The sequence below is a fragment of the Streptomyces sp. NPDC005423 genome (assembly GCF_040606415.1).
Taxonomy (GTDB): domain Bacteria; phylum Actinomycetota; class Actinomycetes; order Streptomycetales; family Streptomycetaceae; genus Streptomyces.
Window position 1 is genome coordinate 53,352 of sequence record NZ_JBEXET010000010.1, and the last position, 17,551, is coordinate 70,902.

Consider the following 17,551-nt stretch of genomic DNA (forward strand, 5'->3'; position numbering starts at 1 on the left):
TGCACTTACCTCGCTCTTCGAGAGGGGGAGACTCACCTGGTGGGAGGGGCGGGCGGAGCCCCCGCGCGGCGGGCGCGGGCGGTCAGCCCTTCACCGCGCCGGTCAACATGCCCTTCTTGAAATGCCGTTGCACGAACGGCGAGAGGACCGCGACCGGCAGCAGGGCCATCACCATGACCGCCATCTGCACGGCCAGCCCGGAGAGTTCCCCGGTCTTGATGGCCTGGCCGAGCCCGACCGGGGCCTCCTGCTTCTGCACGAGCTGGATCATGACGTTCTGCAACGGCATCATGTCCTGGTCGTTGAGGTAGAGGGAGGCGTTGAACCAGGCGCTCCAGTACCCGACGGCGTAGAACAGGGTGATGACGGCGAGGACCGCGCGGGAGAGCGGTATCACGATCTGCCACAGGATGCGGAAGTCGCCGGCGCCGTCGATCCGGGCGCTGTCGGTGAGTTCCGGCGAGATGCCCATGAAGAAGCCGCGCAGCACGAGGATGTTGAAGACGCTGATGGCGCTGGGCAGGATCAGCGCGAGGTAGCTGTCGGTCAGGCCCAGCGACTGCACGAGCAGGTACGTCGGGATGAGGCCGGCGCTGAAGAACATGGTGGCGAGCAGCAGCATCAGGATCGCGCGGTGGCCGACCGAGCCGATGCGGGAGAGGCCGTACGCGCACAGGACGGAGACCGCCATCGAGAACACCGTGCCGACGAGGGTGATCAGGATGCTGACGACCGAGGCACGGGTGACCTGGCCGCCGCTGAGCAGTTCGCGGTAGGCGACGAAGGTGATGCCCTTGGGAACCATCACCAGGCCGCCGGCCTCGTCGATGGTCTTCCGTGAGGAGAGGCTGGTCACGAGGACGATCCAGAGCGGGAAGAGGATGGCGAGGCAGGCGAGGGAGAGGACCAGGCCCTTGCCCGCGAGGCCGGCCGGGCCGGGCTCCTCCTCCCAGGTCGGCCGAGGGGGCGACGCCCAACGGCCGCGTCGGCGGGCGGAGTCGACGGTTTCGTCGAGGACGGCGGTCACTTCTTGTACACCCCCTGCTCGCCCATGAGATGGGCCACCTTGTTCGCGGCGAGGACCAGTCCGAGGCTGACCACGCCCTTGATCAGTCCGGCCGCCGCCGCGTAGCCGAAGTCCTGGTTGCGGACGCCGTTCCACCAGACGAAGGTGTCGAGCACCTCGGCGGCTCCCGGGCCTACGGCGTCGCGCTGGAGCAGGATCTGCTCGAAGCCGACGGTCAGCGCGTCGCCGACCCGCAGGACGAGCAGCAGGGCGATCACCGGCCGCAGCGCGGGCAGCGTGACGTGCCACATGCGACGCCAGCGGTCCGCGCCGTCCATCGCGGCGGCCTCGTAGAGGTCCGGGCTGACGGAGGAGAGCGCGGCGAGGAAGACGATGATCCCCCAGCCGGCGTCCTTCCACACGCTCTCCGCGGTGATCAGGAACTTGAACGTGCTGGGGTCGGTCATGATGTCGAGGCCGTCGTAGCCGTGTTGCCGCAGCAGTTGGGAGAGGAGTCCCGCGCCGCCGAACAGTTGCTGGAAGACGGCGATGACCAGGACCCAGGAGAAGAAGTGCGGCAGGTAGAGGATCGCCTGTGAGAAGGCCCGCACCCGCGGTCTGACCACGCTGTTGATGAGCAGCGCGAGCAGGATCGGAATCGGGAAGTAGAGGATCAGCTGGAGGAAGAAGAGCACGAGGGTGTTCCGCAGGGCACTCCAGAACGCCGAGTCCCCGAAGACCTGTTGGAAGTTCTCGACGCCCACCCAGGCGCTGTGCAGCATCGAGACGATGCCGTTGTCGCTGACGTAGGGGTCGTAGTCCTGGAAGGCGACGATGTTGCCGAGGATCGGCAGGTAGTTGAAGAGCAGGATCAGCAGGAGGGCCGGCAGCGTCATCAGGAGCAGGACGCGGTCGCGCCGGAACCGGTGCCGCAGGCTCACCTTCCCGGCGGGACGTTTCGGCCGGGAGCCGGTGGCGCCGCCGGACGCCACCGGGGTCCTCTCCCTCGTGCCGGTCTCGGCCCCGCTGCGGGGCACCGTGCTGTGCGACACGGTCGTTCTCCTCGCCTCGGCGCCCGGTCAGCTCGTCGCCGTGCCGTCCTGGTCGAGCAGTTTCCGGTACCAGTCGCGCAGCTTGTCGCCGCCCTTGCCCTTCCAGTCGGAGACGGCCTGCTGCATGTCGCTGATCTTCTTGCGGCCGCGGGTGATGTCGTCCTCCAGCTGCTCGAAGTCGTTGCCGAGGTTGGTGTACCGGCTGGGCTCGGTGATCTGCTGCCCGTAGAAGGAGGACTTCCTGGTGAAGGCGCCCATCCGCTGCTGCCACTCGACCTGCGCCTTGGCCACCGCGGGGAAGTCGGGGTGGGCGATGGTGGCGGCGGGGCTGGCGACCATGACGTAGGCGTTGATGACCTCGTTGTTGCCCTGGTCGGTCTTGGTGGGCACGCCGTTCTTGACGGTGTAGTGGGTGCCCTCGACGCCGTAGTTGGTCAGCATGTACTCCTTGGTGCCGTACGGCGCCGCGGTCACGTTGGCGACGGCCAGCACGTCCCGGATCACCGACTCGGACGCCTTCTTGCTGACGAAGGCGAAGATGCCGGCCGGCTGTTCGGCCCAGAGGGCCGGGTGACCGCCGTCGTGGCCGAAGATGTCCATGCCCCAGATCTTGTACTGCGGGTTCTGGGTGGCCTGTTCGGCGGTCCGGCTCCACCACTGCGAGATGTTGTTCGCGTAGACGAGGAACTCGCCCGCCGCGAACTTGGGGCCCGGGTCGGTGGCCGCGCTCTTGCCCAGCAGGGCGTCCGGGTGGACGTATCCGGCGGCGAAGAGCTTGCGGGTCCACTCCAGCGCTTCGAGGTACTCCTGGGTCTCGATGCGGTTGACCAGCTTGCCGTCGACGAGGTTCCAGCCGAGCGGCTTCTCACTGCCGGAGAGCACACCGAAGGCCTGGAAGGCGGTCCACTTCATGTCCAGACAGGCCCACCGCTTCGCCTTCGCGTTGGTGATCTCCTTGGCCAGCGCCATGAACTCGTCGGCCGAGGTGGGGACTTGGTACCCCTCCTTGTCGAAGACGTCCTTGCGGTACAGCGGCACGATGCCGGTGACGTACGGCGACGGCTGCGGCAGGCCGCGCAGTCTGCCGCCGAAGACGCACCGCTGCCAGGCGTCCGTCGGGATCGCCGCGAGGTTGGGGTACTCCTTGATCGCGTCGCCGGCCAGGTACGGGCCGAGGTCGGCGAACTTGCTGATGATGGCGCTGGGTATCCGGCCGCCCATGTTCCAGCTGGGGACGACCACCACGTCCGGGATGGAGCTGGAGGCCAGGACCGCGCCGAGCTTCTGGTCGTAGGTGTTGCCGTCCTGGTTCTGCCAGGCCACGTCGACGCCGATCAGGCTGTTCATCGCCTTGTAGTAGGCGTTGTCGCTCTTGGGCGGAGAACCCCAGAACGGCGACATGATCTCGACCTTGCCGCCCTTGCCGAGCTTCTTCGGCACCGACTCCTTCAGCGTGGCGAGATCCAGCTTGCCGGTGAAGCCGAGGGCGGAGCCGTTCTTCGCCGGGATGTCGGGGGTCACCACGTTGCCCGCCACGTAGGCCGGCAGCAGCTTCTTCACACCCTTGCCGGCCGAGGACGCGCCGCCCGAGCCGCTGTCCGAACCGCCGCACGCGGCGAGCAGCGGCATCCCTCCCGCCACCGCCGCGGCGGCGACGGCCGTGGAGGCGAGGAAGCTTCTCCGGCTGGGAGCGGAGGCGGAGGCGTTCGGCGTCATTGCGTCAACCCTTCGTGGCGCACCAGGACACCGGCGGGGAGCCCGTCGGCTGCGGTGTCTCTGGTGGAACTGGCTGAGCCGAAGCGATGCCCCGACCAGGGGAGGGAACGCATAGTCGAAGCGCTTCGATGTTGCTGCGAGGTTAAGTGAACACCTGGGGGCGCACAAGGGTCGCTCCCAAGATTCCTCCGAGGTGTCACGTTTCGGCCGGACTCATATGCCGCACGCGATGTCGACCGGGAGTCGGACTTGTTGCCTCGGGGTGTCTTGACACCGCCACTCCGTCGAACCAGCATCGAAGCGCTTCGAAAGTGGCTCGCCGCTCCAGCACAAGGGGACCCCCACGTGACCGCACCAACGCCGCCTACGCCGCCTTTCCGCGACCCGCAACTGCCGTTCGCGAAGCGCGTCGACGACCTGCTGTCGCGGCTCACCCTCGACGAGAAGGCCGCGTTCCTGCACCAGTTCGCGCCCGCCGTGGAGCGGCTGGGCATCGCCGCGTTCCGCACCGGCCAGGAGGCCCTGCACGGGGTGGCGTGGATGGGCCCGGCGACCGTCTTCCCGCAGGCGGTGGGGCTGGGCGCGACCTGGAACGTGGAGCTCGTGCGGCGGGTCGGCGGGGCGGTCTCCCTGGAGGTGCGGGCGATGCGCGCCCGGGACGACCGGGTCGGCCTCAACGTCTGGTCGCCGACGGTGAACCTGCTGCGCCATCCGCTGTGGGGCCGCAACGAGGAGGGCTACTCGGAGGACCCGAAGCTGACCTCGGCGATCGCCACCGCGTACACCCGCGGGCTGCGCGGCGACCATCCCGCGTACTGGCGCACGGCCCCCGTGCTCAAGCACTGGCTGGCGCACAACAACGAGACGGGCCGCGACGTCACCTCCTCCTCGGTCCGGCCCCGGGTACTGCGCGAGTACGATCTGCGGGCCTTCCGCGAGACGGTCGAGGCGGGCGCGGTGGCGGGGGTGATGCCCGCCTACAACCTGGTCAACGGGCGCCCCAACCACGTCTCGCCGTACCTGCGCGAGCAGTTGCGCACCTGGACGGAGGAGGACCTCCTCGTCTGCTCGGACGCGGGCGCGCCCTCCAACCTGGTCGACTCCGAGCGGTACTTCGCCACCCACGAGGAGGCGACCGCCGCCGCGCTGCTGGCCGGCGTCGACAGCTTCACCGACCACGGCACGGACCGCTCGACGATCGTGGCGCGCGTCCACCGGGCCCTGGAACAGGGGCTGTTGACCGAGTCGGACATCGACACCGCGGTCCGCAGGCAGCTCGCGGTCCGGTTCCGGCTGGGCGAGTTCGACCCGCGGGAGGACCCGCACCGCGACGCCGGGGAGTTCGACACCCCGGCGCACCGCGCGCTCGCCCTGGAGGCCGCCGAGCAGGCGGTGGTGCTCCTGAAGAACGACGGGCTGCTGCCCCTCGCCCGGGACACCCGGATAGCCGTCGTCGGCCTCCTCGCCGACGAGTGCAAACTCGACTGGTACAGCGGCACGTTGATCCACCGCTCGACTCCCCTGGAGGGTCTCTACGAACGGTTCGGCGCCGACCGGGTCGAGTTCGCGGAGGGCGTGGACCGGGTCCGGCTGAAGACCGCCGACGGCGCCTTCCTGCGCGTGCCGGCGGCGGAGCCCGACGACGAAGTACCGCTCGACCAGAGTGCGTTGGACCCCGCGCTGCTCGCGGGCCGCACCGACCTGCCGCCGCTGACCACCGACGCCCACGGCACCGAACTCGCCCTCGTCGACTGGGGTGAAGGCGTCCTCACCCTCCGCGCCCCCGACGGCCGCTACCTCTCGGTCGCCGACGACGGATACCTGCGCGCCTCCGCCGACCAGCCCGGCGGCTGGATCGTCCAGGAGACATTCCGCCTGGAACCCCACGAGAACGGTCACCTCCTGCTCCACCTCGGTACAGGTCGCCATGTCCGGGTCGCCGCCGACGGCGTGAAGGTTGCCGAACAGGGCGCGGACGTCTTCGAGTTGGTCGTCGCCGAGCGCGGCGAGGAGGCGGTGACCCGGGTCGCGGCGGCGGCCGACGTGGTGCTCGTGGTCGCGGGCAACGACCCGCACATCAACGGCCGCGAGACCGAGGACCGTACGACCCTGCGGCTCCCGGCCCAGCAGGAGCGGCTGCTGCGCGCGGCCCGCGCCGTCAACCCGGACACCGTGCTGGCGCTGGTCTCCTCCTACCCGTACGCAGTGGACCCGGCCGCGCTGCCCGCCGTGCTGTGGACGGCGCACGGCGGCCAGGCGGCCGGCACCGCGCTGGCCCGGGTACTGGCCGGCGACGTCTCCCCGGCGGGCCGCCTCCCGCAGACCTGGTACGCCGACGACGGCGACCTGCCCGGCCTCCTCGACTACGACGTGATCGGCGCCCGGCAGACGTACCTCTACTTCGAGGGCGCCCCGCTCTTCCCGTTCGGCCACGGACTCACCTACGCGTCCTTCTCCTACGGCGAGTTGGCCGTGCGGGTCGAGGACGCGGCCGTGCGGGTGTCGTACACGGTCACCAACACCGGTGACGCGACGGCGGACGAGGTCGCCCAGCTGTACACGCGCGCCGCCGAGCCGTCGCTGCCGCGTCCCCGCCGCGAGCTGGCCACCCACCGGCGGGTCACGCTGGCACCGGGCGAGCGGGCCGCGCTCTCCTTCGAAGTCCCGCTCTCCGCCTTCGAGTTCTGGGACGTGGCCCACGGCGCCTGGCGGCTGGAGCCGGGCCCCTACGAGCTCCTGGTCGGCGCCTCCAGCGAGGACGTGCGGCTGCGTACGACGGTCACGCTCGACGGTGCGCCCGCCGCGCCGCGCGAGCTGCGCCGATCCGGGCTGGACGCGGCCGACTTCGACGAACAGTCGGGTACCGACATCGTCGACCGGACCAGGGTGTCCGGCGACGCGGTGACACCGGCCGGCGGCGGCAGCGGTGAACTGGTCTTCCGCGACTGCGACTTCGGGACCGGGAGCACCCGGGTGACGGTGGTCGCGGCGGGCGGGGGCTCGGTCGAGCTGTCACTCGGCGGCGGTCCGGCACTCGCCGTGCTGACCCTGGACCCGCCCACGGCGGGGCCGTACGACTACACCTCGCTCGGTGCCGCGATCGCCGCCGAGGGAGTGCACGACGTGCACATCGGACTGCGCGGCCCGGTGCGGCTCGCGCACGTCGGCTTCTCCGGTTGAGGGTCCGGGCAGGCCGACGGCACGGAAGGGGCCCGGCACCGCGAGGCGGCGGTGCCGGGCCCTTCGGCGAACGGACGGACGGTTCCCCTCGGCGGGGGGGCGGCTCGGGAGAAGCCGGGTCAGAGCGCCAGACCGGTCAGCACCAGCACCCGCTCGTAGGTGTAGTCGTCCATCGCGAACCGCACGCCCTCGCGGCCGACCCCCGACTGCTTGACGCCGCCGTACGGCATCTGGTCGGCGCGGTAGGACGGGACGTCGCCGATCACCACACCGCCGACCTCCAGGACGCGGTGGGCCCGGAAGGCGGCCTGCACGTCGTGGGTGAACACGCCAGCCTGGAGGCCGTACTTGGAGGAGTTGACCGCGGCGAAGGCCGCCTCCTCACCGTCCGCCCGCTGCACGGTGAGGACGGGTCCGAAGACCTCCTCGCAGGAGAGCGTGGCGTCGGCCGGTACGTCGGTGAGCACGGTCGGCGCGTACGAGGCGCCGTCGCGCTTGCCGCCGGTGAGCAGCCGGGCACCCGCGCCGACGGCCTCCTCGACCCAGGACTCCACACGCTGGGCGGCGTCCTCGCTGACCAGCGGGCCGACGTCGGTGGTGGGGTCCGCGGGGTCGCCCGTGACCTCGGCCTCGACGGCGGCGACGATGCGCGGCAGGAGCCGGTCGTAGACCGAGGCGTCCGCGATGACCCGCTGCACGGAGATGCAGGACTGGCCGCCCTGGTAGTTGGAGAAGGTGGCGATCCGGGTCGCGGCCCAGTCGAGGTCGGCGTCGGAGGCGTAGTCCCCGAGGACGACGGCCGCGCCGTTGCCGCCCAGCTCCAGCGTGCAGTGCTTGCGGGGCACCGAGTCCATGATCGCGTAGCCGACCTTCTCGGAGCCGGTGAAGGAGATGACCGGCAGCCGCTCGTCCTGGACGAGCGCGGCCATCCTGTCGTTGGCGACCGGCAGGATGCTCCAGGACCCGGCCGGCAGGTCGGTCTCGGCGAGCAGCTCGCCGATGACCAGTGCGGAGAGCGGGGTCGCGGGCGCAGGCTTCAGGATGATCGGCACCCCGGCGGCGATCGCCGGGGCGATCTTGTGGGCGCAGAGGTTGAGCGGGAAGTTGAAGGGCGCGATCCCGAGGACGACACCCTTGGGGAAGCGGCGGGTGAGCGCGAGCCTGCCCTGGCCGCCGGGGTCGGTGTCGAGGCGCTGGGCCTCGCCGCCGTTGAAGCGCCGGGCCTCCTCGGCCGCGAGCCGGAAGACGGACACCGCCCGGCCGACCTCGCCGCGGGCCCACTTGACCGGCTTGCCGTTCTCGGCGGTGATGAGCCGCGCGATCTCCTCGGTGCGCTCGGCCAGTCGCTTGCTGACGTGGTCGAGGGCTGCGGCGCGGACATGGGCCGGGGTGGCGGCGAAGGTGTCCCGCACGGCGTACGCGGCGGCCACGGCCTCCTCGACCTGCGCGTCGGTCGGGACGCCGACCTGGCCGACGAGCCGTCCGTCCCACGGGGAGGTGACGTCGAAGGTGTCCGCACCGGTGGCCTGGCGGCCGGCGAGCCAGAAGGCGTGGGTGGAAGTCATGTGCGAGTTCCGGCCCTTCCATGTTGGGGGTGGCGCTGAGAGGTTTTCCCGTCAACGGTAGGGGCCGGGAGGCGCGGGCGCGTTTGTCCGGGGCGTAGCAGTGCCGCACGGGGACACTCCAGATCGGCAGGGCAGGGACCGTTCACTCCGTGGCGGTCGTCGTCTTCAGCGCCAGCCACAGCTCCATCCGTACGTCCGGATCGTCGAGGGACCGGCCGAGGATCTCCTCGACCCGGCGCATCCGGTAGCGCAGGGTGTGCCGGTGCACGCCGAGGTCCGCCGCCGCCGCGTCCCACTGCCCGTGCCGGGAGAGCCAGGCCCGCAGCGAGGCGACCAGATCACCGCGCCCGGTCGCGTCGTGCTCGTGGAGCGCGCGCAGCAGTCCGTCGGCGAACGCCCGGACCGCGTCGTCGGCGAGCAGCGGCAGCACGGACCCGGCCGCCAGCTGCTCGTGCTCGACGAGCACCCGGCCGCGCCGGCGGGCCACCGACAGCGCCTGCTCGGCCTGCTTGTAGGCGCCGGCGGCGGCGATCGGACCGGCCGGTGCCGAGAGCCCGACGACCGGTCCGCCCTCGTCGCCGGCCGGCGCCCGGTCCCGTACGGTCTCGGTCCGCGCGGCCTCCAGCGCCGCCGCGTGCTCGGCGCACGCCCCGGCCACCGCGCCCCCGTCGACGGCCAGCACCACCAGCCGGTCCTCGCCCTCGGGTACGACGAGCACCGCCTCGCCGGACCGCGCGGCGGCGGACTCGACCACCTCCAGGAGACCGCCGAGTCCGCCGGGGCCGCCGGGGCCGCCGAGCGGATCACCGGCGGCGGACCCGGTGTGCGGGCCGCGCGGGCGGGGGTCGGCGAGGGTGCGGGCGGCGGGGGCGTGACCGGACTCGGCGACGATCACGCGGAAGGGGGCGTCCAGGAGAGCGCCGTACAGGTCCCCGGCGACGCCCCGCGCGTGGTCGGGCTGGCCGGCGAGGAGCATGCGCAGGACGGCGGCGCCGATCCGCTGCTCGGCGGCGTGCAGCGAACGGGAGCGTTCGGTGGTCAGGGTCAGCAGGGCGATGGCCGAGTGGACGGCGTACCGTTCGGCGGTGCCGAGGGCCGCCGCCGTGCCGACGGCGAGCGCGGCCCGGGGGCGGCGGCCGGTGCCGAGCGAGTGGAGTTCGACGCGGTCCGCCTGGTCGGCGCCGTCGGATCCGGCGACCACCGAGGAGGCGGGCGCGGGCCGCTCCCGCAGCCGCTCCACGTCCGCGGTGAGCCGCGCGGCCCGGCGGCCCGCCCACTCCGGCGCTGCGGCGACGACGGCGCCTGAGGCGTCGTAGAGCGCGGCCCAGCCGTCGACCTGGGCGGCGAGCGCGGCGAGCAGCCCCTCGGGGCCGTCGCTCAGGGTCTGCCTGGTCAGTTCACGCTGGGCGGCGAAGCCGTCGGTGACGGCCCGGTACTGGTCGGCGGCGATGGCGGCCGACACGGCCTTGCTGATCGCGAGGAAGGGGGTGCGCCGGGGCACTTCCAGCAGCGGCAGCCCCACCCGCTCGGCGGCGTCGACGAGCGCCCCCGGTATCCGGTCGTAGTTGACCCCGACGGCGAACCCGAGCCCCACCACGCCGGCGTCCGCCAGCCGCTTGACGTAGCGCAGCATCGCCTCCGGGTCCTCCGCGTCCAGGGTGAGCGCGGTGATCAGGAGCAGCTCGCCGCCCTCCATGTACGGGACGGGGTCGGCGAGTTCGCTGACGTGCGCCCAGCGGACGGGCACCTCCAGCCGGTCCTCGCCCGCGCGCACGGTCAGCTTGAGCGCGGAGTGGTGGACGAGCGAGGCGAGCGTCGGGGGCATGGTGCCTTCAGAGCTGGGGAGACCGGACGATCACGGTGATCTTTTGGCCGTCACGTATGAACGGCCTGTGCCGATTCTGCCTCACTGTACGGTCGGCGTGGGCCGGTCTGTCCAGCTTTCCTGGTCACTGGCCGCGGTCGCGGAGGTCGAGCAGCAGCGGCGGCGCGTGCTCGCCGTCGACCGTGGTCAGCGAGAGCACCGCGTGCCCCGGCGGCAGCTCGTGGGCCAGCTCCGACGCCGACCAGCGCTCCCGTTCGACCTGGCGGACGGTGACGGCGTCCGTGGTGACGGCCTTGCCGGTGACGAGCTTGCGCAGGGCGTGGATGGCGCGGGTCATCGGCTGGTCGGCGAAGACCGTGTGCTTGGCCACGTCCCGGGTCTCCACCCACTCCGTGCCCCAGGCGTCGGCGAAGCGGCTGCCGTCCCAGGTGGTCACCCCGGAGAGCGCCATCCGGCAGCCGACGGCGCTGTAGAGCGGCCCGTGCAGCGCCTCGGGGACGTCGCTGACGGTGCGCAGGGCGAGGACGACACCCGCGTTGCGGGAGCGCAGCCGCTGGATCCGGCGCACCGACTCGGCGGTGATCACGCCGGTCGCGTCGTCGAGGACCAGACAGGCGAAGTGGTCGTGGCCGCCGTCCCGTACGACGGTGCTGAACTGGGCGAGGAGCAGCCGGGTGAGCAGCCGGGCCGCCTCCTCGTGGCCGCGCTCGGGCAGGTCGACGCGGACCCGCAGCGGATGGTGGGCGAGCGCGCGGAGCGAGAACGGCCGGGCGGTGCCGCCCGAGCCGAAGAAGTCGGCGAAGAGCGGCCGGTCCAGCAGCGCCAGCCGGTCGGCGAGGGCCGGTCCCGCGTCGGCCGCGCTGCCGGCCTGCCGGAGCCTGGCCTCGAACTCCCGGCGCATCACGGGGTGTTGGTCGGCGGACAGCGCGGTGCGCAGGGCCGAGACGGCGGCCGGTTCGCCCTCCAGGAGTTCGCGCAGCACCGGCAGCAGCGGGAAGCGGCCGTGGACCGCGCGGTAGGGGCCGAGCACCTGGGCCAGCGCGGTGGCCGCGCTCTGGCCGCCCACGCCCTCGACATCGCCCACCAGGGCCTCGGCGAGGAAGGCGGCGGCCTCGTCCGGGTCGTCGGAGTCGGCGTACGGGTCCAGGTCGTGGACGGAGGAGGGGTCGCCGATCCGTACGACGACGTCGTAGGCCGTGTCCTGGCCGACCGGTGTACCGGCGGCCGACACGACGACGACGGCACAGCTGCCGGTGAGCGCCTGGAGGGCCAGCGACTCGACCACGGGCTCCACCACCTGGCGGGTCTTGCCGGCGCCGGAGGGCCCCACCACCAGGAGCGAGGTGCCCAGCACGTCCGGGGCGAGCGCCGCGCCCGCGCCCCGGTAGGCGAGCGGTGCCCGCTCCCCGGCGGTCCAGCGGCCGATGCGGACCTGGCCGGCGAGAACGTCGTGCGGGGCGGTGCGGCCGGGCAGGTCCCGGGCGCCGGAGGGGTGCGTCCAGGCGGCGGCGCCCTGGCGCAGCACGGTGTCGGTGAAGGCGGCGAGGCGTTCCGGGTCGTGGCGCGCGGCCCGCCAGGCGTGCCGGACCCGGGCGACGTCCACGTCGTTCATCCGGCCGGCCAGCACCTCGGCGGTGAGGAGTTCGGCCGCCCGGTGGTCGCCCGTGCTCCGCAGTTCGGGCCAGTGCGCGGGGGTGACTTCGGCGACGGGGGGTGCCTCCCGCTCGGCCGCCGCGCGGCGGCGCGCGGCGAGCAGTTCACGGGCGTACGGCAGCCAGCCGCCGACCCGGGCGAACGGCCACAGGACGAGGACGGTGATGAGCGCGTACAGGAGGTCGGTGAAGAACTGCGACATGAACACGTCGTAGCTGCCCGTGGCCAGGACGATGAGGGAGAAGATCGGGTCGACGACGGGCAGGGGCCGCCAGCCGACGCCGAAGGCGCTGGGGAAGACGAAGCTGAGAGTGATCAGGGCGCCGAGGGCGGCGAGCAGCGCGCGGGCGGGCTGCGGTCGCCGGCCGACGAAGTGGCGCACCACGTCGGGCCAGCTGCCCAGTCGGCCGACGGCCAGCACGAGTACGGCGAAGAAGACACCGTCGTAGACGACGGCGGCCTCCTGGCCCTGGAGGCCCTTGGGCGAGACGGTGCCGCCCCACCACCAGTCGCCCGGGGTGAACAGTTTCAGGACGACCCACTGGTAGGGCACCGCGCCGTGCCGCCAGAAGGACCACATGATCAGCGCCACGACCAGCGGTACCAGCAGTCCGACGACGGTCACCGGGGAGAGCCGCTGCGCGGAGTGCTCGGCCTTGGGCGGCCGGTGGCCGAAGCGCCAGATGCCGGGGCCGGCCGCCGGACGGGGGGTGTCCAGCCAGTCGGCCACGGCCGACGGGCGCCGGGCGGAGTCGGCGTGGGGGCCGGGGTGCGGCGCCCGCGCCGGGCGGGGCGGCGCGCCCGCGGGCGGCGCCGGTGCCGTGGCGGGCATCGGCGGCACGTCGGGGCCCTTCCGTGGCCCCGCCGGACGCGGCACGGGGTTCGCGTGCGTTCCCCGCGTGTCCTGCGTCCCGTCGCTCTCCATCGCCGTTCCCCCCTGACCTGCCGTTCCGTCCACCGTCAGCGAGTCAATCTAACGCCCCCGCAAGGGGAGTTCACCGCATACGTGGCCGGGCCCGCGGTGCCGGGTCGGCCCGGCACTATGTCCACGGCGGACAAGGCGTCCCGCCGACACCGCCCACATGGAGCATGCCCACCCCCCGGGCACCGCCCTAGCCTGCGAGAACAGAAGAAATGCGTCCGCACCACCCCAGGAGCCCCTCATGACCGCACTTCCGCAGGAGCGCCGCGTCGTCACCGCCATTCCCGGCCCGAAGTCGCAGGAGTTGCAGGCCCGCCGTACCGCCGCGGTCGCGGCCGGTGTGGGCTCCGTGCTGCCCGTGTTCACCGCGCGGGCGGGCGGCGGGATCATCGAGGACGTCGACGGCAACCGGCTGATCGACTTCGGCTCCGGTATCGCCGTGACGTCCGTGGGCGCCTCCGCCGAGGCCGTCGTCCGCCGGGCCGCCGCCCAGCTGGCCGACTTCACCCACACCTGTTTCATGGTCACGCCGTACGAGGGCTACGTCGAGGTCGCCGAGGCGCTCGCCGAGCTGACGCCGGGCGACCACGCCAAGAAGTCGGCGCTGTTCAACAGCGGTGCGGAGGCCGTCGAGAACGCCGTCAAGATCGCCCGCGCGCACACCAAGCGGCAGGCCGTCGTCGTCTTCGACCACGGCTACCACGGCCGGACCAACCTCACGATGGCGCTGACCGCGAAGAACATGCCGTACAAGAACGGCTTCGGGCCGTTCGCGCCCGAGGTGTACCGGGTGCCGGTGGCCTACGGCTACCGCTGGCCGACCGGCGCCGAGAACGCCGGGGCCGAGGCGTCCGCGCAGGCCATCGACATGATCAACAAGCAGGTGGGGGCGGAGAACGTCGCCGCGATCATCATCGAGCCGGTGCTCGGCGAGGGCGGCTTCATCGAGCCCGCGAAGGGCTTCCTGCCGGCGATCGCCCGGTTCGCCGCCGAGAACGGCATCGTCTTCGTCGCCGACGAGATCCAGTCCGGCTTCTGCCGTACCGGCCAGTGGTTCGCGTGCGAGGACGAGGGCATCGTCCCGGACCTGATCACCACCGCCAAGGGCATCGCGGGCGGTCTCCCGCTGGCCGCCGTGACCGGCCGCGCCGAGATCATGGACGCGGCGCACCCGGGCGGCCTCGGCGGCACCTACGGCGGCAACCCGGTCGCGTGCGCCGGCGCGCTCGGCGCGATCGAGACGATGAAGGAGCTGGACCTCAACGCCCGCGCGAAGCACATCGAGGCCGTCATGAAGGCCCGGCTCGGCGCGATGGCGGAGAAGTTCGACGTCATCGGCGAGGTCCGCGGCCGGGGCGCGATGATCGCCGTCGAGCTGGTCACGGACCGTACGACGAAGGAGCCGGACCCGGCGGCGACCGCGGCGCTCGCCAAGGCGTGCCACCAGGAGGGGCTGCTGGTCCTGACCTGTGGCACCTACGGCAACGTGCTGCGCTTCCTGCCGCCGCTGGTGATCGGTGACGACCTGCTCAACGAGGGGCTCGACATCATCGAGCAGGCGCTGGCCCGCGTCTGAGCCGTGCGGCCGGGCCGCGGGGGAACCGCAGGCCGTGTGAAGAAGGTGTGCGGGGTGCATGGCGGGAGGGGAATCCGCCTGTCGTACCCGCATCCCCTGCCGTAGGTTCTCCTCCAGATGAGAGAAACACCCCGCCCACAGGGGACTGTGGGCGACACCGGGTCGGGGCCTCCCCAGCTGCGACCTGGTCGTGCCCTCGCGCACACCACCGGAGCCTCCGGCTCCGAATCTCCTCACCGATCGGACGGCCGCCCGCCCCAAACCCCCCGGGGCGGCCGGCAACCCGGTCCGGTCGGCCGTCCCGGAACCACCCCCCCTGTTCCGGGGCGGCCGACCTCCTTCTTCCTCTGCCTGCTGCTGGGCCTGCCCGCGCTGCTCTTCGCGTTGATCACCTGGCAGGTCGCCGCCCACGGCCCCCTCCTCCGCCTCGACGAACACCTGAGCCGGGCCGTCGTGCACCCGAGCCGCGCCTCCGGCGCCCTCTGCGACCTCGGCAACGTCGAGGTCGCGCTGCCGGTGCTCGCCGTCGTCCTCTTCCTCGCCGGCCGACGCGCCCGTGCCAGTGGTACGGACCACTGGTGGGCGGGACCGCTCGCGGCGGCCGTGACGATGGCGCTGGTGCCGGCGCTGGTCGTCCCGCTGAAGGAACTGATCGCGCGCGGCGGCCCGCCGGTCACGGGTCCCGGCACCGGCTACTACCCCTCCGGCCACACGGCGACCGCCGCCGTCGCGTACGGCTCGGCGACCCTGCTCCTCCTCCCCCTGCTGCGCACAGCGCGCGCCCGGCGCGCGCTGGTCGGCGTCTGCGTCCTGCTCGTCGCCGCGGTCTCCGTCGGCCTGGTCCGGCGCGGTTACCACTGGCCCCTGGACGTGCTGGCGAGCTGGTGTCTGGGCGCGGTGCTGCTCGGCGCGCTGTGGCTGTTCCTCCGCTCGCCGCGTGCGGGGGGTGCGGCACCGGCGCCCCTCGCGCCGACGGCCTCCCCCTGACCGGCCCGGCTCCGTCCCGCCTCCGGACCGACTCGGTCGTCAGAATCTCCGCCGGTCCGCCCCCTCCGCTATCCGTCCTCCCGCATGGCCAGGCCCGCCGCCGCTTCGTGCATCGCCAGTTCGAGCAGCGCGGGGTCGGTGAGCGTGCCGGAACCGTCCGGCGCGACCAGCCAGCGGACGGCCCCGACCGGCCGGCCGGGGTACGGCACGACGATCCAGGTACCGGCTCCGGCCGTACGGATCCCGGTGCCGACCCAGCGGGCCGCGGTGCCCGGCGGCACCAGGAAACCCATCCGCGCGTCGCCGAAGTCGACGAGCACCGGCCCGAGTTGATCGATGACCCGGGTGAGGACATCGAGCGTGGGATAGCCGAGCTCACCCGGCAGGATGAGGACGTCCCACGCCTTCCCGGCGGGCAGCAGCGCGATCTTGCGAGGGTTGCGCTCCCATTCCCAGCGGCACGCCTCTGGATCCGGAGCCACGGATGCCAGCCACTCGACGGCCGTCTTCGCCGCAGTCATGAGACCTCCCTTTCGCACGTCGACGCCGGTCGCGTCGGTGGAGAGAGCGAGGCCGGCCGCGCGCATTACGCGGGTTGCGGCACCTCGAAAGAGTGAACCGGGTCACACCGGCCGCCGGGGGGTCAGCTGTCGAAGCCGAGGCCCAGCCGGTCCATCGTCCTGAGCCAGAGATTGCGCCGGCCGCCGTCGGCGTCCGCGCGCGCCAGCGACCACTTGGTGAGCGCGATGCCGGTCCACGCGAACGGCTCGGGCGGGAAGGGCAGTGGCTTCCTGCGGACCATCTCCAGTTCGGTGCGCTCGGTCCGCTCCCCCGCCAGCAGGTCCAGCATCACGTCCGCGCCGAACCGGGTCGCGCCGACACCGAGCCCGGTGAAGCCCGCCGCGTAGGCCACCCTGCCCCGGTGGGCGGTGCCGAAGAACGCCGAGAAACGCGAGCAGGTGTCGATCGCGCCGCCCCACGCGTGGGTGAAGTTCAGACCCTCCAGCTGCGGAAAACAGGTGAAGAAGTGCTCGGCGAGCTTGGCGTACGTCTCCGGCCGCTCGTCGTACTCGGCGCGCACCCGGCCGCCGTACGGGTAGATCGCGTCGTAGCCGCCCCACAGGACGCGGTTGTCGGCCGACAGCCGGAAGTAGTGGAACTGGTTCGCCGAATCCCCCAGCCCCTGACGGTTCTTCCAGCCGATCGACGCCAACTGCCCGGCGGAGAGCGGCTCGGTCATCAGCGCGTAGTCGTAGACCGGGACGGTGTACGGGCGCACCCGCCGGACCAGGTTGGGGAAGACGTTGGTGCCGAGCGCCACTCGGCGGGCGCGCACCGAGCCGTACGGGGTGCGTACGGCCATGCCTGCGCCGTGCGGTACGAGGGTGAGCGCGGGGGTGTGTTCGTAGACGCGGACGCCCAGGCGGAGGCAGGCCCGTTTGAGGCCCCAGGCGAGTTTCGCGGGGTGGAGCATCGCGACGCCCCGCCGGTCGTGGAGGCCGGCCAGGAAGGTCGGCGAGGCGACCTGTTCGCGGACCGCCGCGGTGTCCAGGAACTCGGTGCCGTCGGCGAGGCCCCGGCGCTCCAACTCCTCGTACCAGTCGTGGAGTTCCTCGGCCTGGTGCGGTTCGGTGGCGACGTCGATCTCGCCGGTGCGCTCGAACTCGCAGTCCAGGGAGTGGCGGGCGACCGCGCGCTCGATCTCGTCGAGGTTGCGGGCGCCGAGCTCCTCCAGCCGGTGGATCTCGTCCGGCCAGCGGGTGAGCCCGTTGGCCAGGCCGTGGGTGAGGGAGGCGGCGCAGAAGCCGCCGTTGCGGCCCGAGGCGGCCCAGCCCGCCTCGCGGCCTTCGACCAGCACCACGTCCCGGTCCGGCTGTCGCTCCTTGGCGATCAGCGCGGTCCACAGTCCGCTGTAGCCGCCGCCGACGACCAGCAGGTCGCAGCTCTCCCCACCGGTGAGCGCGGGCTCGGGGCGGGGCCTGCCGGGGTCGTCCAGCCAGTACGGAACCGGCTGCGCCCCGGCGAGGGACCTCGTCCAGCCACTGCGGCTCATGGCGCTCGGGGCCATG

Annotated in this window: 11 protein-coding genes; 3 read left to right on the forward strand and 8 right to left on the reverse strand. The window is 72.7% G+C overall.

The window, feature by feature from the left end; all coding sequences use genetic code 11:
* Positions 1-82: 82 nt before the first annotated feature.
* Genes ABZT12_RS13990 through ABZT12_RS14000 form a run of 3 tightly spaced genes read right to left on the reverse strand, consistent with a single transcriptional unit; the run spans position 83 to position 3,774 of the window.
* Positions 83-1,027 carry a carbohydrate ABC transporter permease gene (locus ABZT12_RS13990; RefSeq protein WP_356382479.1) on the reverse strand — a complete coding sequence of 315 codons (945 nt, stop codon included), beginning with the start codon at positions 1,025-1,027 and terminating at the stop codon, positions 83-85.
* Positions 1,024-2,058, reverse strand: coding sequence for an ABC transporter permease subunit (locus ABZT12_RS13995; protein ID WP_356382482.1), 1,035 nt, complete (start codon positions 2,056-2,058; stop codon positions 1,024-1,026). The genes ABZT12_RS13990 and ABZT12_RS13995 overlap by 4 nt, the downstream gene beginning before the upstream one ends.
* 27 nt (positions 2,059-2,085) lie before the next feature.
* On the reverse strand, positions 2,086-3,774 hold the full coding sequence (locus ABZT12_RS14000) for an extracellular solute-binding protein (protein WP_356382485.1): 1,689 nt from the start codon (positions 3,772-3,774) through the stop codon (positions 2,086-2,088).
* A gap of 345 nt (positions 3,775-4,119) precedes the next feature.
* On the opposite strand from ABZT12_RS14000, the gene ABZT12_RS14005 reads away from it, so the two are divergent.
* Positions 4,120-6,954: a glycoside hydrolase family 3 C-terminal domain-containing protein gene (locus tag ABZT12_RS14005; RefSeq protein ID WP_356382488.1), complete on the forward strand. Its 2,835-nt coding sequence runs from the start codon at positions 4,120-4,122 to the stop codon at positions 6,952-6,954.
* 119 nt (positions 6,955-7,073) lie between these two features.
* On the opposite strand, the gene ABZT12_RS14010 is transcribed toward ABZT12_RS14005, so the two are convergent.
* From ABZT12_RS14010 to ABZT12_RS14020, 3 genes are all read right to left on the reverse strand, one after another.
* A complete protein-coding gene (locus ABZT12_RS14010) occupies positions 7,074-8,519 on the reverse strand; it encodes an aldehyde dehydrogenase family protein (protein WP_356382491.1) in 1,446 nt (481 codons plus the stop codon).
* A gap of 142 nt (positions 8,520-8,661) precedes the next feature.
* Entirely contained in the window at positions 8,662-10,344 is a 1,683-nt protein-coding gene (locus ABZT12_RS14015) for a PucR family transcriptional regulator (protein WP_356382494.1), read from the reverse strand.
* Positions 10,345-10,468: 124 nt separating this feature from the next.
* Positions 10,469-12,922, reverse strand: coding sequence for an ATP/GTP-binding protein (locus ABZT12_RS14020; protein ID WP_356382497.1), 2,454 nt, complete (start codon positions 12,920-12,922; stop codon positions 10,469-10,471).
* Between the two features lie 238 nt (positions 12,923-13,160).
* On the opposite strand from ABZT12_RS14020, the gene gabT reads away from it, so the two are divergent.
* The gene (gene gabT, locus ABZT12_RS14025; RefSeq protein ID WP_356382500.1) at positions 13,161-14,495 is read left to right on the forward strand and encodes a 4-aminobutyrate--2-oxoglutarate transaminase; all 1,335 of its coding nucleotides are present in this window, start codon (positions 13,161-13,163) and stop codon (positions 14,493-14,495) included.
* Between the two features lie 117 nt (positions 14,496-14,612).
* On the forward strand, positions 14,613-15,482 hold the full coding sequence (locus tag ABZT12_RS14030; RefSeq protein ID WP_356382503.1) for a phosphatase PAP2 family protein: 870 nt from the start codon (positions 14,613-14,615) through the stop codon (positions 15,480-15,482).
* 68 nt (positions 15,483-15,550) lie between these two features.
* On the opposite strand, the gene ABZT12_RS14035 is transcribed toward ABZT12_RS14030, so the two are convergent.
* Both ABZT12_RS14035 and ABZT12_RS14040 read right to left on the reverse strand, forming a co-directional pair.
* On the reverse strand, positions 15,551-16,003 hold the full coding sequence (locus ABZT12_RS14035; RefSeq protein WP_356382506.1) for a hypothetical protein: 453 nt from the start codon (positions 16,001-16,003) through the stop codon (positions 15,551-15,553).
* 122 nt (positions 16,004-16,125) lie between these two features.
* Positions 16,126-17,550, reverse strand: coding sequence for an FAD-dependent oxidoreductase (locus ABZT12_RS14040; protein WP_356382509.1), 1,425 nt, complete (start codon positions 17,548-17,550; stop codon positions 16,126-16,128).
* Between the last annotated feature and the right edge of the window lies 1 nt (position 17,551).